14 protein-coding genes and 1 tRNA gene are annotated in these 16,928 nt (G+C 46.9%); 9 read left to right on the forward strand and 6 right to left on the reverse strand.

The genetic code is table 11. The features are described 5' to 3' along the window. Window positions 1–4: 4 nt before the first annotated feature. Entirely contained in the window at window positions 5–961 is a 957-nt protein-coding gene (locus tag IM638_08720; protein MCA6363109.1) for a sodium-dependent bicarbonate transport family permease, read from the reverse strand. 414 nt (window positions 962–1,375) lie between these two features. Here IM638_08720 and IM638_08725 point away from each other — a divergent pair, with 414 nt between their 5' ends. Together IM638_08725 and IM638_08730 are read left to right on the forward strand one after the other, a co-directional pair. Further along, window positions 1,376–2,785, forward strand: coding sequence for a hypothetical protein (locus IM638_08725; GenBank protein MCA6363110.1), 1,410 nt, complete (start codon window positions 1,376–1,378; stop codon window positions 2,783–2,785). 213 nt (window positions 2,786–2,998) lie between these two features. After that, window positions 2,999–4,774, forward strand: coding sequence for a hypothetical protein (locus IM638_08730; GenBank protein MCA6363111.1), 1,776 nt, complete (start codon window positions 2,999–3,001; stop codon window positions 4,772–4,774). A gap of 155 nt (window positions 4,775–4,929) precedes the next feature. On the opposite strand, the gene IM638_08735 is transcribed toward IM638_08730, so the two are convergent. After that, entirely contained in the window at window positions 4,930–5,895 is a 966-nt protein-coding gene (locus IM638_08735; GenBank protein MCA6363112.1) for a hypothetical protein, read from the reverse strand. A 320-nt stretch (window positions 5,896–6,215) separates the two neighbouring features. Between IM638_08735 and IM638_08740 the strand changes: the two genes are divergently transcribed. Next, window positions 6,216–7,004 carry a hypothetical protein gene (locus IM638_08740; GenBank protein ID MCA6363113.1) on the forward strand — a complete coding sequence of 263 codons (789 nt, stop codon included), beginning with the start codon at window positions 6,216–6,218 and terminating at the stop codon, window positions 7,002–7,004. Window positions 7,005–7,453: 449 nt separating this feature from the next. Here IM638_08740 and IM638_08745 read toward each other — a convergent pair. After that, a tRNA-Arg gene (locus tag IM638_08745) sits at window positions 7,454–7,525 on the reverse strand. 173 nt (window positions 7,526–7,698) lie between these two features. Here IM638_08745 and IM638_08750 point away from each other — a divergent pair. After that, window positions 7,699–8,376: a hypothetical protein gene (locus IM638_08750; protein MCA6363114.1), complete on the forward strand. Its 678-nt coding sequence runs from the start codon at window positions 7,699–7,701 to the stop codon at window positions 8,374–8,376. Between the two features lie 9 nt (window positions 8,377–8,385). On the opposite strand, the gene IM638_08755 is transcribed toward IM638_08750, so the two are convergent. The 3 genes from IM638_08755 to metG are packed head-to-tail and all read right to left on the reverse strand — an operon-like array spanning window position 8,386 to window position 12,083. Beyond that, window positions 8,386–9,405, reverse strand: coding sequence for an adenosine deaminase (locus IM638_08755; protein ID MCA6363115.1), 1,020 nt, complete (start codon window positions 9,403–9,405; stop codon window positions 8,386–8,388). Between the two features lie 9 nt (window positions 9,406–9,414). Then, window positions 9,415–9,933, reverse strand: a complete 519-nt coding sequence (locus IM638_08760; protein MCA6363116.1) for a hypothetical protein — start codon at window positions 9,931–9,933, stop codon at window positions 9,415–9,417. A 5-nt stretch (window positions 9,934–9,938) separates the two neighbouring features. Continuing rightward, entirely contained in the window at window positions 9,939–12,083 is a 2,145-nt protein-coding gene (gene metG, locus IM638_08765; GenBank protein ID MCA6363117.1) for a methionine--tRNA ligase, read from the reverse strand. Window positions 12,084–12,378: 295 nt separating this feature from the next. On the opposite strand from metG, the gene IM638_08770 reads away from it, so the two are divergent. The 5 genes from IM638_08770 (at window position 12,379) to IM638_08790 (ending at window position 16,854) form a co-directional block, all read left to right on the forward strand. Next, the gene (locus IM638_08770) at window positions 12,379–13,194 is read left to right on the forward strand and encodes a phenylalanine 4-monooxygenase (protein MCA6363118.1); all 816 of its coding nucleotides are present in this window, start codon (window positions 12,379–12,381) and stop codon (window positions 13,192–13,194) included. A gap of 45 nt (window positions 13,195–13,239) precedes the next feature. Next, window positions 13,240–14,163: an LD-carboxypeptidase gene (locus tag IM638_08775; GenBank protein MCA6363119.1), complete on the forward strand. Its 924-nt coding sequence runs from the start codon at window positions 13,240–13,242 to the stop codon at window positions 14,161–14,163. 299 nt (window positions 14,164–14,462) lie between these two features. Beyond that, window positions 14,463–16,016, forward strand: coding sequence for a bifunctional response regulator/alkaline phosphatase family protein (locus tag IM638_08780; protein MCA6363120.1), 1,554 nt, complete (start codon window positions 14,463–14,465; stop codon window positions 16,014–16,016). Beyond that, window positions 16,013–16,429, forward strand: a complete 417-nt coding sequence (gene tsaE / locus IM638_08785; GenBank protein MCA6363121.1) for a tRNA (adenosine(37)-N6)-threonylcarbamoyltransferase complex ATPase subunit type 1 TsaE — start codon at window positions 16,013–16,015, stop codon at window positions 16,427–16,429. Before IM638_08780 ends, tsaE begins: the two co-directional genes overlap by 4 nt. A 98-nt stretch (window positions 16,430–16,527) precedes the next feature. Next, entirely contained in the window at window positions 16,528–16,854 is a 327-nt protein-coding gene (locus IM638_08790) for a YegP family protein (protein MCA6363122.1), read from the forward strand. Window positions 16,855–16,928 lie beyond the last annotated feature (74 nt).

Here is a 16,928-nt window from a genome sequence, read left to right on the forward strand (position 1 = left end):
GGAATTAACTCACCAACCCATAAAACCATACAGCAATAGCATGGTAAATGCGAATACCGATAATTACGTTAAACGGAAACGTAATTCCCAGCGCGGAGGTAAGATACAACGTTGGACGTGCTCTGGGAATTGCAATTTTCATAGCCGCAGGCGCAGCTATATACGATGCGCTTGCGGCCATAGTGGCCAACACAATTGCACCACCCACTGAAAGGCCCGTAAGCCAGCCCATCACAATTCCCAGCATGGCCGAAATTATGGGCATACCTACTCCGAAACCAAGCAGAAACGGCCCTACCTTTTTTAGCAAACGCGTTTTCTCAGCGGCCACAATCCCCATTTCCAGCATGAAGATGGCGAGGAAACCTTTAAATAGGTCGAAGAAGAAAAAGTTGAGCGCCTTATTGTCGGTATAAGCAGTTACCCAACCAATAAACAAGCCTCCCAGCAGCAGTAAAATGGTTTTCCCGAAAAGTACTTCGTGCACCACTTTCCCTAGTTTGGCAGGCTCACTGCGGTTATTCATGCGCGCCATGGCTACACCAGCCGCTATAGATGGAATTTCGAGCAGTACAAGCAGCACCGTACAAAACTCTTCGTAGCCGATTTTCTGTTCGTGCAGGTAATTGAGCACCACTGCAAATGTAACCGCACTTACTGAACCATAATGTGTAGCAATGGCAATGGCATTGTTCTTATCAAACCGGCCGACACGATACAGAATGTAAAATGCAAGAAACGTAATCAGTAAACCAAGAAAAATGGTGCCTAACGCAGGAAGAAGAAGATCGGAGGAGGCATTTTTGTAGAGTTCAATTCCTCCCTTTATCCCAATTGAAAGAAGAAGATAAATGCTGAGCGTATTGTGGAACGATTGCGGAATACGAAGGTCTGATTTAATGAGCCCGGCAAATACACCAAGCATAAAAAACAGTACAACAGGATCCAATAATTGCAGCATTTCCGACAAAATTTCGGCGAAGGTACACTTTGCACAGCTTGCTTTAATATCAGATTAAAAGGGATTAACCCCAATTTAACCCCGATATTAAAAACACACCTCCTTCTTGGCTTTGATCCCGAAATACAAGCCACATAAGCAGGGCAATATTTTTTCCTCGGTAATTCCCTCACTTCATACGAAGTCAATAACGTGTTCCTAATACTCCTGTAAATATGAGCATACCATCAGCCAGCTGCTGTTGCGCGTATTCAGCCAAACAACCACAGTTCAACCAGCGGAAAAGTACCTTTCGCCCATACGTAGAATTGCCCGTTTTGCTGTAATTGGATCAAATAATGGCTGTTTTGATTGTGTATGCCACAGAGATAATTGTTCTTTGGCATAAACCAACCTCAAAAAAAAACGCACACAATGAAAAAATTCTTCCCTGCGATATTTGCCACAGCACTTTTTGTGCAAGGCTGTTCGGATAATCCCGGAAACAATACCCAAACAGGTGAGACCACACTCTCCTACACCATTTCTCAAATCGACACATTTCCCAACCTCCCGGCGCTGCAATCGTTTGTATTTGGGCAAACCAACGATGCGTGGTTATTTATTGGCGGACGTACAAATGGATTTCATGGTTTTCCCAATGATGGAAATGATGCTTTCCCTCGCAAGAAAGCCAATAAATGGATTTATGCCTACACATTATCCACGCATACGCTCGACAGTATGAGTGTGGATAGTTTGCCGGCCGCTTTGAAGGATCAGTTTTCGTTTACCAATATCCAGCACACACAAGACGGCGATTCGCTTTATCTCTGCGGTGGTTATGGAGCTACATACACTTCACCAAACGACAGTACATTTATCACCGACAGTACATTTTCGCGTGTAATGGTATCGCAAATGGTGGCGGCAGTAAAAAGTCACAGTGGCGCGCAGTTGCGCAGTTCAGTAGTGTATGCGGCGCAGGACAATTTTGTGTGTGCCACCGGTGGCGAACTGTTTAAAATTAACGGGCGTTTCTACCTCACAGTAGGCCACCGCTATCAGGGCGCGTACAATGCCAATACGCCGCCACCCGGTTTGCAGGAATATCTTGATGCCGTACATTCATTCACCATCACACAAACAACTACCAGCATAAGCCTCAACACCGCCAGCTACCAAACCATTACCGACGGCCTGCCCGATAGCACCACACAATTCCGCCGCCGTGATCTGGTAGTGGCTCCCGGAATGCAGACAAATGGCAACTTAGGCATTTCAATTTATGGCGGCGTATTTACTTCGGGCAATGGCACACCGTTTAATCACCCCATTTATGTGAGTGTGAACGGACAAACCGCCACATATTCAGTGGATACTTCACACCAATACAGCAACAACTACTCGGCTGCAAACCTTGCTTTGTACAGCAAAAGTTCAAACAAAATGTACACCACCATTTTTGGCGGTATTGTGGAAAATGCAGCGGATAGCAACAATGCCAGCTTTACTAAAAAGGTGATTACGGTTTCACACAACCTTACACCCAACACTACTACATACACAACCGAATCGGCACTAATGACTGCCAGCGACAATAAATTTTACGGTGCCGAAAGTGTGTTTATCGAAGCTGCCAATGCACCGATGTACAACGCCACCTACGGCATTGTTGATTTTGATGCGCTGCCTGCCAACCAGCCAGTGGTAATTGGCTATGTGTTTGGCGGAATCATAGCCGGTGCTGCTAATAATAATGGACAGAGTAACTCATCGGCATCAAACAAACTATTTGCAGTTACTGTAACACGAAATGTAGCAGGTACACCTCCTGCAAAATAGTTTAAGAGCCCGTTAGCAAAAAGCAATCAGGAAGTTGATCATCTGAAATGAAAAACTTCTGCTCAACATGCAAACTGTCAGACAATCTTATTGGGCTATGATTTTGAAGAATTAGTCAGTCGAAAAAACTGAAAAACCAAAATCATTTGTAAGAAAATCCTAACAGGCTCTGACAGTTCCAGACACATATTTTCATCTTCTTAAACATTAAATATGAGCATTCAACCAATTACAATCCAGGGAAAACAATTCATGTGCGGCACCTCACGGTTTATGGTAAGGGGTATTGCCTTATCGGCCAATGCAGTATTGAATACCAAACTGCAAAATATTGAAGATATTCTCTCTGACGAGCATGCGGAATTTATGGCCAATGATGTGATTCCAAAGCTGGTATCACTTAATGTAAATTGTGTACGTGTGTATCAGGTTGATCCCAACCGCAGCCACGGCAAAACCATGAAGCTGCTCGAAAAGAATAATATTTATGTAATGGTGGGACTGGCAACTTCCTATAATTCGGTAAACCAGATGACCGGAGAATATACGCAGGCTACATTTGTGCATGCGGCGAGGGTTGTTGACGAGTTTCAGAATTATAACAATACATTTTGCTTTTCAGTAGGAAACGAAGTAGAATTTCCCGGACAAATGGCGTCAAACATTAAGTCTGCTAACCCTGCTCTTTCAGACGCCGAAGTGGTAACCGCAACTGTTACGCTGCAATACACTGTAGCACAGTCAATGAAATCATTTGCACGGGATATTAAGAATCACATAAAAGGGAATAACTACCGACAGATCCCCGTAGGTGTTGCCATGCAGGACGGGCCTGAATCTTCGTGGGGAACCGGCAACCCGAATGCGTATCAGCAAGGAATAATTGGCACCGATATTATTGCTCAATTTTATACTTCGGGCAATGCAGACAAAATTATGGATTTCATCGGTATCAACAGCTACCGCTATGTATCGGGAAGCGGGCAGGCATCAGTGGCTTATTCTGGGCTTGCAAATAATGAGGCGCCGAAATATCCTGTCCCCGCATTTCTCACCGAATCAGGAGGTCTTCCCCAACCCAATGCTGCACGCAGCTGGAATGACGTGCCCACATTGTATCCCGGCACCGAAACATACTACAAGCAACTCTCCGGACAAATTGCGTTTCAGTTAATCGATGAAGGTGCAGGCTATGGAATTTACACTGTGAATAACGATAATAGCCTTAGCCCGCAATTTACTGACGGTGATACTAATCTTGCTACACAGTTTAGTAATGTATCTGCTATTTCTGTCCCTGATGCAGAAACGACTCCAATGGTTCCGGTCACTGCACCATCTTCAACAACGCCTCCCGGTATGAGCTCGATTTCACTCAGCTGGCCTGATCTGTTGCCTCTCAAAACCTATCTCGTACCCGACAGCACAGTAACTGTAAGCAACTATTCAAGTAATAGTGTACTGATCATTCAGCAGGGTGGTGTAATTGGCAAAGTAGGAGCCGCTTCCAGCCAGGGACCTCCCATAGTTCCCACAAGTGCGAATATTCATGTGGTTAGCGGTCATACAATTTCTGTTTTGGGAAACAGCGGAACAGAATCTTCGCCCACATGGATTGCACTTTGCGATGTACCTGCCGCTTCTGTAACCGATGGCATGACGTTTACAACAGCAGTTGACTGGGGATCAGGTGTAGCCTGTCCCATATCAACCACAGTTGTTTCGGTGACCGTAGAAAACTATTCCACTTCAAGCAGCATTGTAGTGGTACAGAATGGACATGTGATGGGTAGTGTAGCAGCTGCAACTTCAGATCAAACTCCAGCTTCAGCAACTGTTTCTGTTACGCCCGGTGTTGATTTGCTGATTCAGGGCCCCGCACCCTCTTATAATATGTGCTGCAAGGTAAGTGCAGCCGATGTAACAGCAGGTATTACTATTTCAAACAATATTACCTGGGGTTCCGGCGCAGTATGTATGATCGGATAAAGTTGAATCAGGAGCAGTAATTTAAGCATTACTGCTCCTGATTTTTTATGATGAAACTAAGTGAATTGTTTTGTAGTTATGAAAAGGGAGGCTGTCTTAAAAGGATTGAGACAGCCTCTTTTCATATCCACCGGTCGTATCTGTAATTCCCCTGATTATTTACCCTTATTCCCCATTCCCGGCTCCACACAGCCACAGGGCGGACTCTTTCGTTTTTTACAATGCAGCGTAATGGTAATATCTTCATCTTTAAAATCTTTAAGATTAATGCTGGTGGCGTATGTTTTTTTTCCGCTTTTAGCCTCAAGCACAAAAAAAACTTCGTTGTATAAAAGAATATCATTAAGAATTGTAACGCGGCAATCTAAAAATGTAGTGTCTGTTAAAGGCAGGGAATTACCGGCTGGCTGGCTAACGGTTGTGTAATAAGGCAAAAAAAGTCTTTCGGGTTTGCCCGAATTTGTATCCAATGACCCAATACCGGAGGCGCCTTCAGCACCGGCAATCTTGTTTTTATCCAACCACGGAAAATCGGCACACGCTACCTTAAATGGCACAACATCTTGTCCGTTTTCTTTAAATGATTGATCAAAGCTGACATCAAAATATTTGATCTGAACTGGTTTCAAAATATTGTAATTAAGATAAACCAATTGAACAGGCTTTTTACCCGCCAGCTCAAATTCGTCTGGAATAACCAGGCCGATATCATATAGTGTACCCGGATCATTTTCTTTTTTTACATCGAAAACCGGCGGGGAAGAAATGTAATACTTGGAAACGTAATACTTCGTTGGCTTTCCGTTTATCGTATCAGTCTGCCAGCCGTAAGGAATGCCCGACAACACCTGATTGGCGGTATTCCATAAATAACCGTTGCCCGAAATAATAGTGTTACAGCCGTATAGCGTAACGGAATGGGGTGCTGTAGAAGACATGCTGTTACTTCCCAGGCTGAAATTAACAAACGCCGTTTCCGATGGATTAGCCGGATTCTGAACATTAACATGAGAGGTAAATATGAATAACGCTATGACTGCAAGTACAGCAATTTTAGACTTGATGGAAAAGACAGGCGCCTGCAGAGAATACCTTTTTTTAAACGAAAAGAGTGTGTTCATATTTCAAATATATTGATACGGTATAACTGGCAATCAGCTTGTATTCAAAGATGCCAGCATATACATACATTCAACAATAATCACGTATTTATACGCGCATAATAAGCAATTGATCCTATACATTCGTAAAATTCAATTATCTGGCATCAGCTGTAAACAGACCCATTTGAAGACCCGGCCCGGATTAGCCTATTAAATCAGTATGACAAGATGCTATTCTGTAAAATTCCATCTGATTTAATTTGGAGGTATTGCATTGAACAAAAACCGGGTTGTTTTTAATAGTCTGACTATGTATTAACCCAAACAAACCAACACAAATGAACCCAACAAACATTCTTATCCGTCCGGCTGCAAGAGGTGGAAAATATCTGGGGCCGGATGCCGCCAACAGTAACAAGCACAGTGCAGCCATAGTTTTGTTTGATGCATCGCTTCAAACAATTGTTGCGGGAGGTTTAACCAACACTGCATCACCGGTTGAGGCTGGCCCAGCCACACTCATGAATCCGGTTGCCCGCTGCAATCCGTTTGCTACCGATCAGAATACGGTAGGCATTACACTTTCAGTAAATATTTCAGAACCTACACAATTCTGGCTGGTTGCAGCCGGGCCTTTATCATATCCCGATCAGGCGGCCTGCACCATGACGTTGATAACGGTTTTGCCGGATACAGCTATTGGCACCCCGTTTTACCCCGAAGGCATTGTTGTTGAAATTCCCGGACTGTGTATTTCAAACGTTAATGCTGTGCTTTCGGGCAGTACATTGAGTGCGGGTGCCACTGTAACTATGATGTGCGGCTGCAAAATAAATCCGGCACCGGAGTCGCCGTGGCCACCAACTGATTTTGTGGTTCAGTTAAATACAATTACAAAAAGTAATGCACACTATGTGTATCAGATTCCTTACAATGAGGCTGTTGTTTCAACCTTCTCGGGCAGCTGGCCAAATCAAGCCCCAAACGATCCGATAGCGCAGGCATGGATTAGTGCATTTGAACCTAAGCTGGGTAATGCAGGTCATTTCAGACTTACTGAAAGCAACGAAATGCCACAAAATCTGATCATTAAAAAAATGTTTGATTACCTGCAGCTCGCCAAGTAAACGTTCGAAAAAAAAAGGAATCGAACCTGTATTAAAAGTTTAGGAAACTAATATTCTGAATAGAGAGCGGAGAAACGGAACGAGAGAGCGGAGAAACAGAACGAGAGCGTAGAGAAAAGGGACGAGAGAGCGGAGAAACGGAACGAGAGCGGAGAGAAAAGGAACGAGAGAGCGGAGAAACAGAACGAGAGCGGAGAGACAAGGAACGAGAGAGCGGAGAAACAGAACTAGAGCGGAGAGAAAAGGAACGAGAGAGCGGAGAAACAGAACGAGAGCGGAGAGAAAAGGAACGAGAGAGCGGAGAAACAGAACGAGAGCGTAGAGAAACGGAACGAGAGAGCGGAGAAACAGAACGAGAGCGGAGAGACAAGGAACGAGAGAGCGGAGAAACAGAACGAGAGCGGAGAAAAATAATCCGCTCTCTGCTCTGTTTCTCCGCTCTGATTTTGTAGCCCCGACAGGAATCGAACCTGTATCAAAAGTTTAGGAAACTTCTATTCTATCCATTGAACTACGGGGCCAGAACAGAATGTAAATTTACACACTCCTGTGCAATCCGTGGTGGTGAATGCAAAAAATGCAATAACACATCAGTCTTTTGGGGATAAATGCCAAAAACACCTGTCATACCGGAAGATTTCAATTTGTTATTTCGTGCCGGATTAAGGTCATTTGCAGCGTAATAATTCCTGTTATGCGAAAAATTCTGTTTTGCTTTTTCTTTTTACAGTTTGCAAACACCGAAATCTACGCGCAGATTGACACCGTAAGCTGGCGAAAAGGGTTGACACTTTACGTCGATCCGCTTTACGCCATGCGATTTGGCAGTCCGTCGGGGCTGCGTGCCGGTTTTATTCAAACACTTGGTAATGACTGGATGGCCGGAGCACAGCTTACACTTTACGGTATTCCCAGCAAGCGAATGAAAAAGCCCAGAGGTGTAAGCACATTTATTGAAATAAAACGAGTGCTGCCCAAAACTATAACAGGTAATTCATACAGCTGGATGGGTTTACAAATTGGCGCAATGAATTATCGCTACAGTAATTTAACGTATGTAAAAGACGCTAATGATAGTTTATTGTATTCGTATAAAGGACGTTATCATCTGCATACAGAGCATTTCCGGATTGGTTACGGTTATCGTGAAGTGTTATTGCGCAATATTGATATTGAAGCGGGAATATGGCTGGGTGTAAGATACCGGGATCAGGATCTGTATGGGTTTTCTGAATCGCAAAACGATCAGATCATGCAGGATTTTGATGGTGTTGCATCGAGTATATTCAACAGAAAATATGATCTGAAAGAACGCTTTACACCTGATCTGGGAATCAATATTCGTGTATGTTACCTGATTCGGCCGAGATGAATACATGTATTAACTGCGATGCTTTTCATAGTAAGCTCTGGCGGCTGCACTATTCTTAGCTTTCTGTGCTTCGCTATCGAAACCGGCTTCGAACGAGTTGATAACAAGCTGCAGCACATCTTCTTTAGTAAGATTGAGTGCGCGGGCGGTTTCGAGGTAATTCTCGTTCATGTAACCGCCAAAGTAAGCCGGATCATCAGAATGAATGGTGGCGTGAAGGCCGAGTGCAAGCATGCGCTTTACAGGATGTTCTTCCATGCGCTGAATAACGCGCAGGGCCACGTTTGAAAGCGGACAAAGTGTGAGCGGCATTTTCAGCTGCACCAGTCGCTGCACGAGCTGTTCATCGTCGAGGCAGCGGTTGCCGTGGTCGATGCGCGAAACGTGCAGCAGGTTTAATGCTTCGTGAATGTATTCGGCCGGGCCTTCCTCGCCGGCGTGTGCCACGGTAAGGAAACCAGCCTCGCGAGAAGCAGCAAAGACACGCTCGAATTTGGATGGCGGATTGCCTTTCTCCGAAGAATCAAGCCCCACGGCCACAATTTTGTCTTTGTGACGAATGCCGTGCTGCAAGGTTTCAAACGCCGATTCCTCGCTTAGATGCCGCAGGTACGACATAATAAGCAGTGAGGTAATGCCCCATTCTGCCTCGGCCTCGCGCAATGCACGCCAGATGCCGTTTATCACCGTGTCGAATGCCACACCGCGATCGGTATGCGTTTGCGGATCGAAGAAAATTTCGGTGTGTACCACGTTCTGCTCTTTGCACTTGAGCAGATAGGCGCGGGTGAGGTCGTAAAAGTCCTGCTCGTGCAACAACACGCCCGCACCGGCGTAGTAAATATCGAGGAAGTCCTGGAGGTTGCTGAATTTGTACGCTTCCTTCACTTCCTCGGCCGATTTGTATTTAAGCGAAATGCCGTTGCGTTGTGCAATGGCAAACATGAGTTCGGGTTCGAACGAGCCTTCGATGTGGAGGTGGAGTTCGGACTTGGGTATGCCGGTGATGAATTGTTCGAGTGATGTCATTGGTACAAGTTACTTTTTCCCCAACAAACCTGAAACTACATGGTATGCGGCCTGTTGAAGCCCACCTCTTTCTTCATTAGTTTTGTAATCAGCCCCATTAATACGAATTTGTTTTCTATCTGCTGTAACTCGAACTGCAAGCTCTGCATATCCAGCATTTGGATATGTAACTACAGCACCCAATCCCGAAGAAGCTGCATCTATCCATCTAACTGTACAGCACAACAACCACTCGGATTCAGAAAGTGGCAACACATAGTATATTCTCAGATAAGGCTGTGTTGGAGGAGACGAAATTAATTTGGAAATATGCTCATGTATTTGATGAACACTTACATGAGCAGGCAAACTGGCGTAGAAATAATTTTCGAGCCTGGAATCGAAAACCTGCCTCAGGTTCAGCATCCCATTTTGAAATTTCAGCACCCTTGACATCGCAAACTCAGGATGATGCTTATCGGCACCTTTTGCAGCTGTCGATTTGAAAATTCCCCTTATAAATAAAAACAGATTAACTAACCCAAACATAGCATTTACCTCACCGTACTACCATTATTCACTCCACCCGAACCCGGCACTACAAAACTCAATTCTCCGGCGCTATTCTCGGCCATGAGAATCATGCCTTGCGATTCTACGCCCATCATTTTACGCGGAGCAAGGTTCACAAGAATGGTTACCTGCTGGCCGATGATATTTTCGGGCGCAAAGTATTTGGCGATGCCCGAAAGCACGGTGCGTGTATCGAGACCAGTGTCAACCGTGAGTTTGAGGAGTTTGTCGCTTTTGGGAACGCGCTCGGCAGCAGTGATGGTGCCGATGCGGATGTCCATTTGCGAAAACGCATCGAATGTGGTTTCGGCTTTGGCGGGTTCCATGGCTTTTGTGTCGGTAGCGGGTGTTGCGGCGTTGCCTTTTTCGCGGGCTTTCTGCGCAGCGTCATCGGCTTTGCGTTTTTCTTCCAGCTCTTTGCGGATTACATCGAGCTTGGCAAGCTGATTTTTGAGCAGCGCCGGATCAACTTTTGCAAAGAGCATTACCGGCTCGTTGAGCTGATGCCCTTCGGCAAGCAGGTTTGTGCTTAACGCATTGTTCCAGTTCATGGCGCCGATGTTGAGCATGCGGCGCAGCTTCTCCGACGTAAACGGCAGGAACGGCTGGCACACAATGCTCAGACACGCACATACCTGCAGCGATACGTTGAGAATGGTTTTTACGCGCTCCGGATCCGGATTCTTCCACGGCTCATTGTCTGACAAATACTTGTTGCCAAGCCTTGCCAGCCCCATTACTTCCTGCTGCGCTTCGCGGAAGCGGTAGTTCTCGATAGCAGCACCAATGCGGGCCGGGAATTTGGCAATGTCTTCGAGCAGCAACAGATCTTCCCGCGTGTATCTTTCGGCCGACGGTACTTTGCCCGCGTAGTTCTTGTGCGTGAGCACCATAGTGCGGTGCACAAAATTGCTGAACACGGCCGTGAGCTCGTTGTTTACGCGCGCTTCGTAATCGGCCCAGGTGAAATCGCTGTCGCTGGTTTCGGGACTGGTGGCAGTGAGTACGTAGCGGAGTTCGTCCTGCTTGCCGGGCATTTCTTCGAGGTACTCGTGCAGCCAGATGGCCCAGTTGCGCGAAGTGGAAATTTTGTCGCCTTCGAGATTCAGGAACTCGTTGGCAGGCACATTGTCGGGCAGCACATACCCTTCGTGTGCCATGAGCATGGCCGGGAAAATGAGGCAATGAAAAACAATATTGTCTTTGCCGATGAAGTGCACGAGTTTGGTATCGGCGTTTTTCCAGTAAGGCTCCCACGAATTGCCCAGCGGCTTTCCGCCGTAGGTGAGTGTTTTGCGTGTGTCGGGCTGCTCAAACCATTCTTTTGATGCGGTGATGTAGCCAATGGGCGCATCAAACCACACATACATTACTTTGCCCTGGGCATTGGGCAGCGGCACGGGTACGCCCCAGTTAAGATCGCGCGTCATGGCGCGGGGATGCAGCCCCTGTTTAAGCCAGCCACGACATTGGCCGGCTACGTTGGTTTTCCACTCGGTATGCTTGCCGATGTATTCTTCAAGCTGCTGCTGCATCTGATCGAGCGGCAGGAACCAGTTGGTGGTTTCTTTCTTTACCGGCGGTGTGCCTGATAGCGCCGAGTGTGGATTGATGAGTTCATCAGGGCTGAGGTCAGAGCCGCATTTTTCGCACTGATCGCCGTAGGCTTTCGGGTTGGCGCAATGCGGACAGGTGCCTACAATGAAACGATCTACGAGAAACATTTTTGCGGTTTCGTCGTAATTCTGCTCGGTAAGTTTTTCGGTGAAATAGCCCTTGTCGTATAGTGTGGTAAAGAACTCCGACGAAAACTGATGGTGTACCGGTTTGCTGGTGCGCGAATAAATATCGAATTCGATACCGAAATCTTTAAACGACTTATCAATTACCTGATAGTACTGATCAACCACTTCCTGCGGCGATTTTTTTTCCATAAAACCGCGTATCATAATGGGCACGCCGTGTTCGTCGGTACCACTTACAAAAAGCACGTCTTCGCCCTTGAGGCGGAGGTAGCGCACATAAATATCGGAAGGAAGGTAACAGCCGGCCAGGTGCCCGATGTGAATGGGCCCGTTGGCATAAATGAGTGCGGCGGTTACGGTATAGCGTTTGGGTTGAGACATAAACTGCGGATAAATATCAGAGGATATAGCTGACAAAGATAAGGAATTGCCGAAATGCCTGAATTAACAGGCAATACCGTAAAAAATAACAGTGCTGATTTGGCGTTAATCATAAAATGCCTCTATATTTGCCGTATGAAATTTATGCTCACTGCCGCTAACTCATATTATTACTACCAGGTTCCCGAACCCGGTGTGTAATAGTTTATCTATATCAGTCACAACCCGGTTCGAAAGGCCGGGTTATTTTTTTGCCTTTCTGCCGGGTGTTTCCAATCAATCATCAAACCAAAAAATGAAACGTAAAATGATTCAGCACTGGAACCGCTACACCCGCGACGACCACGAAGTATGGGAAATCCTGTTTACACGCCAGCTGGCTTCGCTACAGGATAAAGCCTGCCGCGAGTATCTTGAATGCATAAACCAATCGGCACTGAAAGCCGGCGAAGTGCCCGATTTTTCGGTGCTTAGTCCGCACCTGAATGCGGCTACCGGCTGGGAGGTGGAAGTGGTAAAGGGTATAATACCTGTTACGGAATTTATGGAACTGCTTGCCCTCCGGCGGTTTTGTTCATCCACCTGGCTGCGGCAGCGGCATCAGCTCGATTACCTGGAAGAGCCCGATATGTTTCACGATATTTTCGGGCACATTCCGCTGTTCTACCACGGGGAGTATGCCGATTTTGCCTGCCGTTTCGGGCAGCTTGGGCTGCGGTGGAAGCATGATGCAACTGCATTGGCTTTGCTTGAGCGGCTTTACTGGTTTACGATTGAATTCGGGCTGATACGCGAAGCCGGCGAGGTAAGAATTTACGGAGCAGGATTACTTTCGTCGTTTGGCGAAACGAATTATGTGATGCACGATGCGCAGGTGAAACGGCACGATTTTTCGGTGCAGGCTGTGCTGAGCATGCCTTTCCGCAACGATGCCATACAAACCGATTATTTTGTGCTGGAAAGCTGGGCGCAACTTTGGAATTGTTTGCCCGAAACGGAAGCTTTTTTGCGGGATGTGGCTGCGGGCAAAATTGCGAAGGAAAGCCTGCGGCTGCACGAACAGAAAGGCAGTGCGGAAATGACGGCACCCGCGGTTGAAATTGCAGGTTGAAGATTTGTGCCTACTTTTCGGATCAATCAGCTTTACGTAAAAAGTATGGAGTTGAATCCGAAACGGACACCGCCTTTTCTGAAACCCGGCGATACCATTGCCATAGCTGCCCCGGCCCGCAAAATTGCCCGCGAGGAAGTGGAGCCTGCGGCCGGAATGCTGCGCGATTACGGCTTTCGCGTAGTTTACAACGAAGCCTTGTTTGGCGCCGAAAACCAGTTCTCGGGCAGCGATGCCGCGCGCACCGCCGATTTGCAGCACTGGATAAATGCGCCCGATGTGCACTGCATACTCAGCGCACGCGGCGGCTACGGCACGCTGCGTATTGTGGACCGTCTCAACTTTACTGCGCTTGAGCCACATCCGAAATGGATAGCCGGCTACAGCGATGTAACTGTGCTGCACAGCCACCTGCACACGCTGGACCATGCCACGCTGCATTGCACCATGCCCATCAACTTTGGCAAAGATGCAGAGTCGGTGCGCACGCTGGTGGACGCGCTTTGCGGACGCACGCTGCACTACACCGCGGCAAACACCACCGCTGTGCCTAACCGCGCAGGCATTGCGGAAGGCGTACTTACGGGCGGCAACCTCTCGCTGCTGTATGCGCTCAACGGAAGTGCATCGGCCGTGAATACAAGGGGCAAAATACTTTTCATCGAGGATCTCGACGAGTACCTCTACCACATAGACCGCATGCTGCTGAGCCTGAAGCGTGCAGGGCACCTGAGCGGATTGGCCGGACTGCTTGTGGGCGGCATGAGCGATATGAAAGACAACACGGTGCCCTTTGGCAAAACAGCCGGGGAAATAATTCTTGACGCTGTGCGTGAGTATGATTATCCGGTGGCCTTTGGTTTTCCGGCCGGGCACGAAAGCCGCAATGTGGCGCTGCGGCTGGGTATGCCGGCGAGGCTTACGGCAGATTCTGGCGGGTGCACTTTGTGGCAGGATGCTTTAGTTTAGTATAACACATGTAGTTTGAAACACAGGTGGTATTTATCCTAGCCCTGGCTGTAGCGGCACCCCGCAGCCCCCAAACTAAAAAACAGCGGTTGTTTAACTCTGCGAGAGTTTATAACTCTCGCAGAGTTAAGCGATTTTGATTTGTTTTTTAGTTTGGGGGCGAGGAGTATAGCGGAAGACAGGAACTACCGGTTATTTATTGCACTTATGATTCGCTCCTTCATACCGCCCCATTCATCTGCCAAACAATAACTATCTTTGAAAAGCGTTGCACTAATTCACGCCACGCAAACTACTTTATGGATCAGGCACAAATACTCTGGGCAGACGACGAAATTGATCTGCTGAAACCGCATCTGCTTTTTTTAAAAGAGAAAGGATATAATGTAACCACCGCCAACAGCGGTACCGAAGCACTTGAGCTTATCGGCAAACAGGAATTTGATATTGTTTTTCTGGACGAAAATATGCCCGGCCTTTCGGGTCTTGAAACGCTTACCCGCCTGAAAGCCGTGCGCAACGATTTGCCGGTGGTGATGATTACCAAAAGCGAAGAAGAGAATCTGATGGAAGATGCCATAGGTTCGAAAATTGCCGACTACCTGATTAAGCCGGTGAATCCGAACCAGATTCTGCTCTCGCTGAAAAAAATTCTCGACAACCGCCGTCTGATCAGCGAAAAAACAACCAGCGGCTACCAGCAGGAATTCCGCAGCATAGGCATGACCCTGAGCGACCGGCTTACGCACACCGAGTGGGGCGAAGTATATAAAAAGCTTGTGTTCTGGGAACTGGAACTGGACAAGTCTGACGACCAGAGCATGTATGAAGTGCTGACCATGCAGAAGCGTGAAGCCAATGTGGCGTTTGGAAAATTTATTGAGCAGCACTACATAAACTGGCTGAACGGCAAAGACAAGGATGCGCCGGTACTTTCGCATACGCTGCTGAAAAACAAACTGGCTCCGCAACTGGAAAAAGACGGCACTACGTTTTTTGTGCTGATTGATAACCTCCGTTACGATCAGTGGAAAGTGCTGCAGCCGGTAATTTCGCAATACTTTAAGGTGGACAACGAGGAGTTGTTTTACAGCATTTTACCCACTGCCACACAGTATGCGCGCAATGCGCTGTTTGCCGGACTGATGCCGTCGGAAATTGAAAAACGTTTTCCGCAGTTGTGGAAGAATGATGATGATGAGGGCGGAAAAAATCTGCACGAAGAAGAATTCCTTGCCGCCAACCTGAAGCGCATAAGCGGCGATGTGAAGTTCTCGTACCACAAGGTAACCAACTACGGCGCCGGCAAAAAGCTGGTGGAGAACATAAACAACCTGATGCAAAACAAGCTGAATGTGATTGTGTACAACTTTGTGGACATGCTCTCGCACGCACGCACGGAGATGGAAGTAATACGCGAGCTTGCCGATGATGATGCGGCTTACCGTTCCATCACACAATCGTGGTTTGAGCATTCGCCGCTGCATGATATAATCCGTTTGGTGGCTGAGAAAAAATGCCGCCTTGTAATTACTACCGACCACGGCACGATAAAAGTGACCGAGCCGTCGAAAGTAGTTGGCGACCGCAACGTGAACACCAACCTGCGCTACAAACAGGGCAAAAGTCTGGACTATGTGAAGCGCGATGTGTTTGAAGTACGCAACCCGGCCGATGTGTTTTTGCCGAAGAACAATGTGAGCAGTGCCTACATTTTTGCGCGGCAGGATATGTTTTTTGCCTATCCGAACAACTACAACCACTACGTGAGCTACTACCGCAACACGTTTCAGCACGGCGGTATTTCGCTGGAGGAAATGATTATTCCGTACATCACGCTGAGTCCGCGATGAGTGGTTTTGAGCTTGGTCCGTTTGCCTTGTTGCAGCTGGATGAAATGGCAGCGGCTTTGCTTGCCGCTTTTCCAAATGCGCGTGTATTTGCTTTTCACGGGCAGCTGGGCGCTGGTAAAACCACGTTTATAAAAGCATTATGCGTTGCGCTGGGTGTGAAAGATCACACGAGCAGTCCGTCGTTTGCGCTGGTGAACACCTACGAAAGTGCGCACGGGCCGGTGCATCATTTTGATTTGTACCGGCTGCGCAATGCGCAGGAAGCATTTGATGCAGGGCTTGAAGAAGCGGTGTGGAGCGGTGAGTTTTGTTTTATTGAATGGCCGGAGCGTGCGGAGGAATTGCTGCCGGATGATTGTGTGAATGTGTTTTTGGAGATTGCGGGGGAGTTGAGAGTGATGAGGGTTAAATAACCCGTTATTTTTTCTCGAAACTCCCTATTGATCTATAATTATTAAATTGACAATAAGTATGTCTATGTAAGAATATTTGAATACAGTATATTTGAATTATGAGTAAATACCTCATTACAAAACGATCAAATGGCGAATATCAGTTCAAACTAATAACTGATAACGACCACATTATTTTGCAAAGTGAGGGTTACAGCACCAAGCAGGCTTGTAGAAATGGTATTCAATCCATTGCGCTTAATGCAGTTAGTGAAACTGCATTTATTCGCAAAACTGCATCGAATGGTAAATTGTATTTCTTGGTGAAAGCATCGAATGGAGAAACTATTGGTAAAAGTTCTTACTACGCAAGTATCTCGGGAAGAGAAATGGGCATTCATCTTGTAATAAGATACCGTGAAGCACAAATTGAAGACGCGGCTTAAATACACCGATGAGGTACAGAATTAGTTAACGATCACTTCTCTCTCCTGTAGTTTTTCTTCGTACCTTCAACCCT

This window comes from Bacteroidota bacterium, assembly GCA_020402865.1.
In the GTDB taxonomy this organism is placed as follows: Bacteria; Bacteroidota; Bacteroidia; order Palsa-965; family Palsa-965.

Bases quoted from the DNA above. Each gene is read 5' to 3' on its own strand.
- IM638_08720 (MCA6363109.1), bottom strand. From the start codon at position 961: ATGCTGCAATTATTGGATCCTGTTGTACTGTTTTTTATGCTTGGTGTA.
- IM638_08725 (MCA6363110.1), top strand. From the start codon at position 1,376: ATGAAAAAATTCTTCCCTGCGATATTTGCCACAGCACTTTTTGTGCAA.
- IM638_08730 (MCA6363111.1), top strand. From the start codon at position 2,999: ATGAGCATTCAACCAATTACAATCCAGGGAAAACAATTCATGTGCGGC.
- IM638_08735 (MCA6363112.1), bottom strand. From the start codon at position 5,895: ATGAACACACTCTTTTCGTTTAAAAAAAGGTATTCTCTGCAGGCGCCT.
- IM638_08740 (MCA6363113.1), top strand. From the start codon at position 6,216: ATGAACCCAACAAACATTCTTATCCGTCCGGCTGCAAGAGGTGGAAAA.
- IM638_08750 (MCA6363114.1), top strand. From the start codon at position 7,699: ATGCGAAAAATTCTGTTTTGCTTTTTCTTTTTACAGTTTGCAAACACC.
- IM638_08755 (MCA6363115.1), bottom strand. From the start codon at position 9,405: ATGACATCACTCGAACAATTCATCACCGGCATACCCAAGTCCGAACTC.
- IM638_08760 (MCA6363116.1), bottom strand. From the start codon at position 9,933: ATGTTTGGGTTAGTTAATCTGTTTTTATTTATAAGGGGAATTTTCAAA.
- metG (MCA6363117.1), bottom strand. From the start codon at position 12,083: ATGTCTCAACCCAAACGCTATACCGTAACCGCCGCACTCATTTATGCC.
- IM638_08770 (MCA6363118.1), top strand. From the start codon at position 12,379: ATGAAACGTAAAATGATTCAGCACTGGAACCGCTACACCCGCGACGAC.
- IM638_08775 (MCA6363119.1), top strand. From the start codon at position 13,240: ATGGAGTTGAATCCGAAACGGACACCGCCTTTTCTGAAACCCGGCGAT.
- IM638_08780 (MCA6363120.1), top strand. From the start codon at position 14,463: ATGGATCAGGCACAAATACTCTGGGCAGACGACGAAATTGATCTGCTG.
- tsaE (MCA6363121.1), top strand. From the start codon at position 16,013: ATGAGTGGTTTTGAGCTTGGTCCGTTTGCCTTGTTGCAGCTGGATGAA.
- IM638_08790 (MCA6363122.1), top strand. From the start codon at position 16,528: ATGAGTAAATACCTCATTACAAAACGATCAAATGGCGAATATCAGTTC.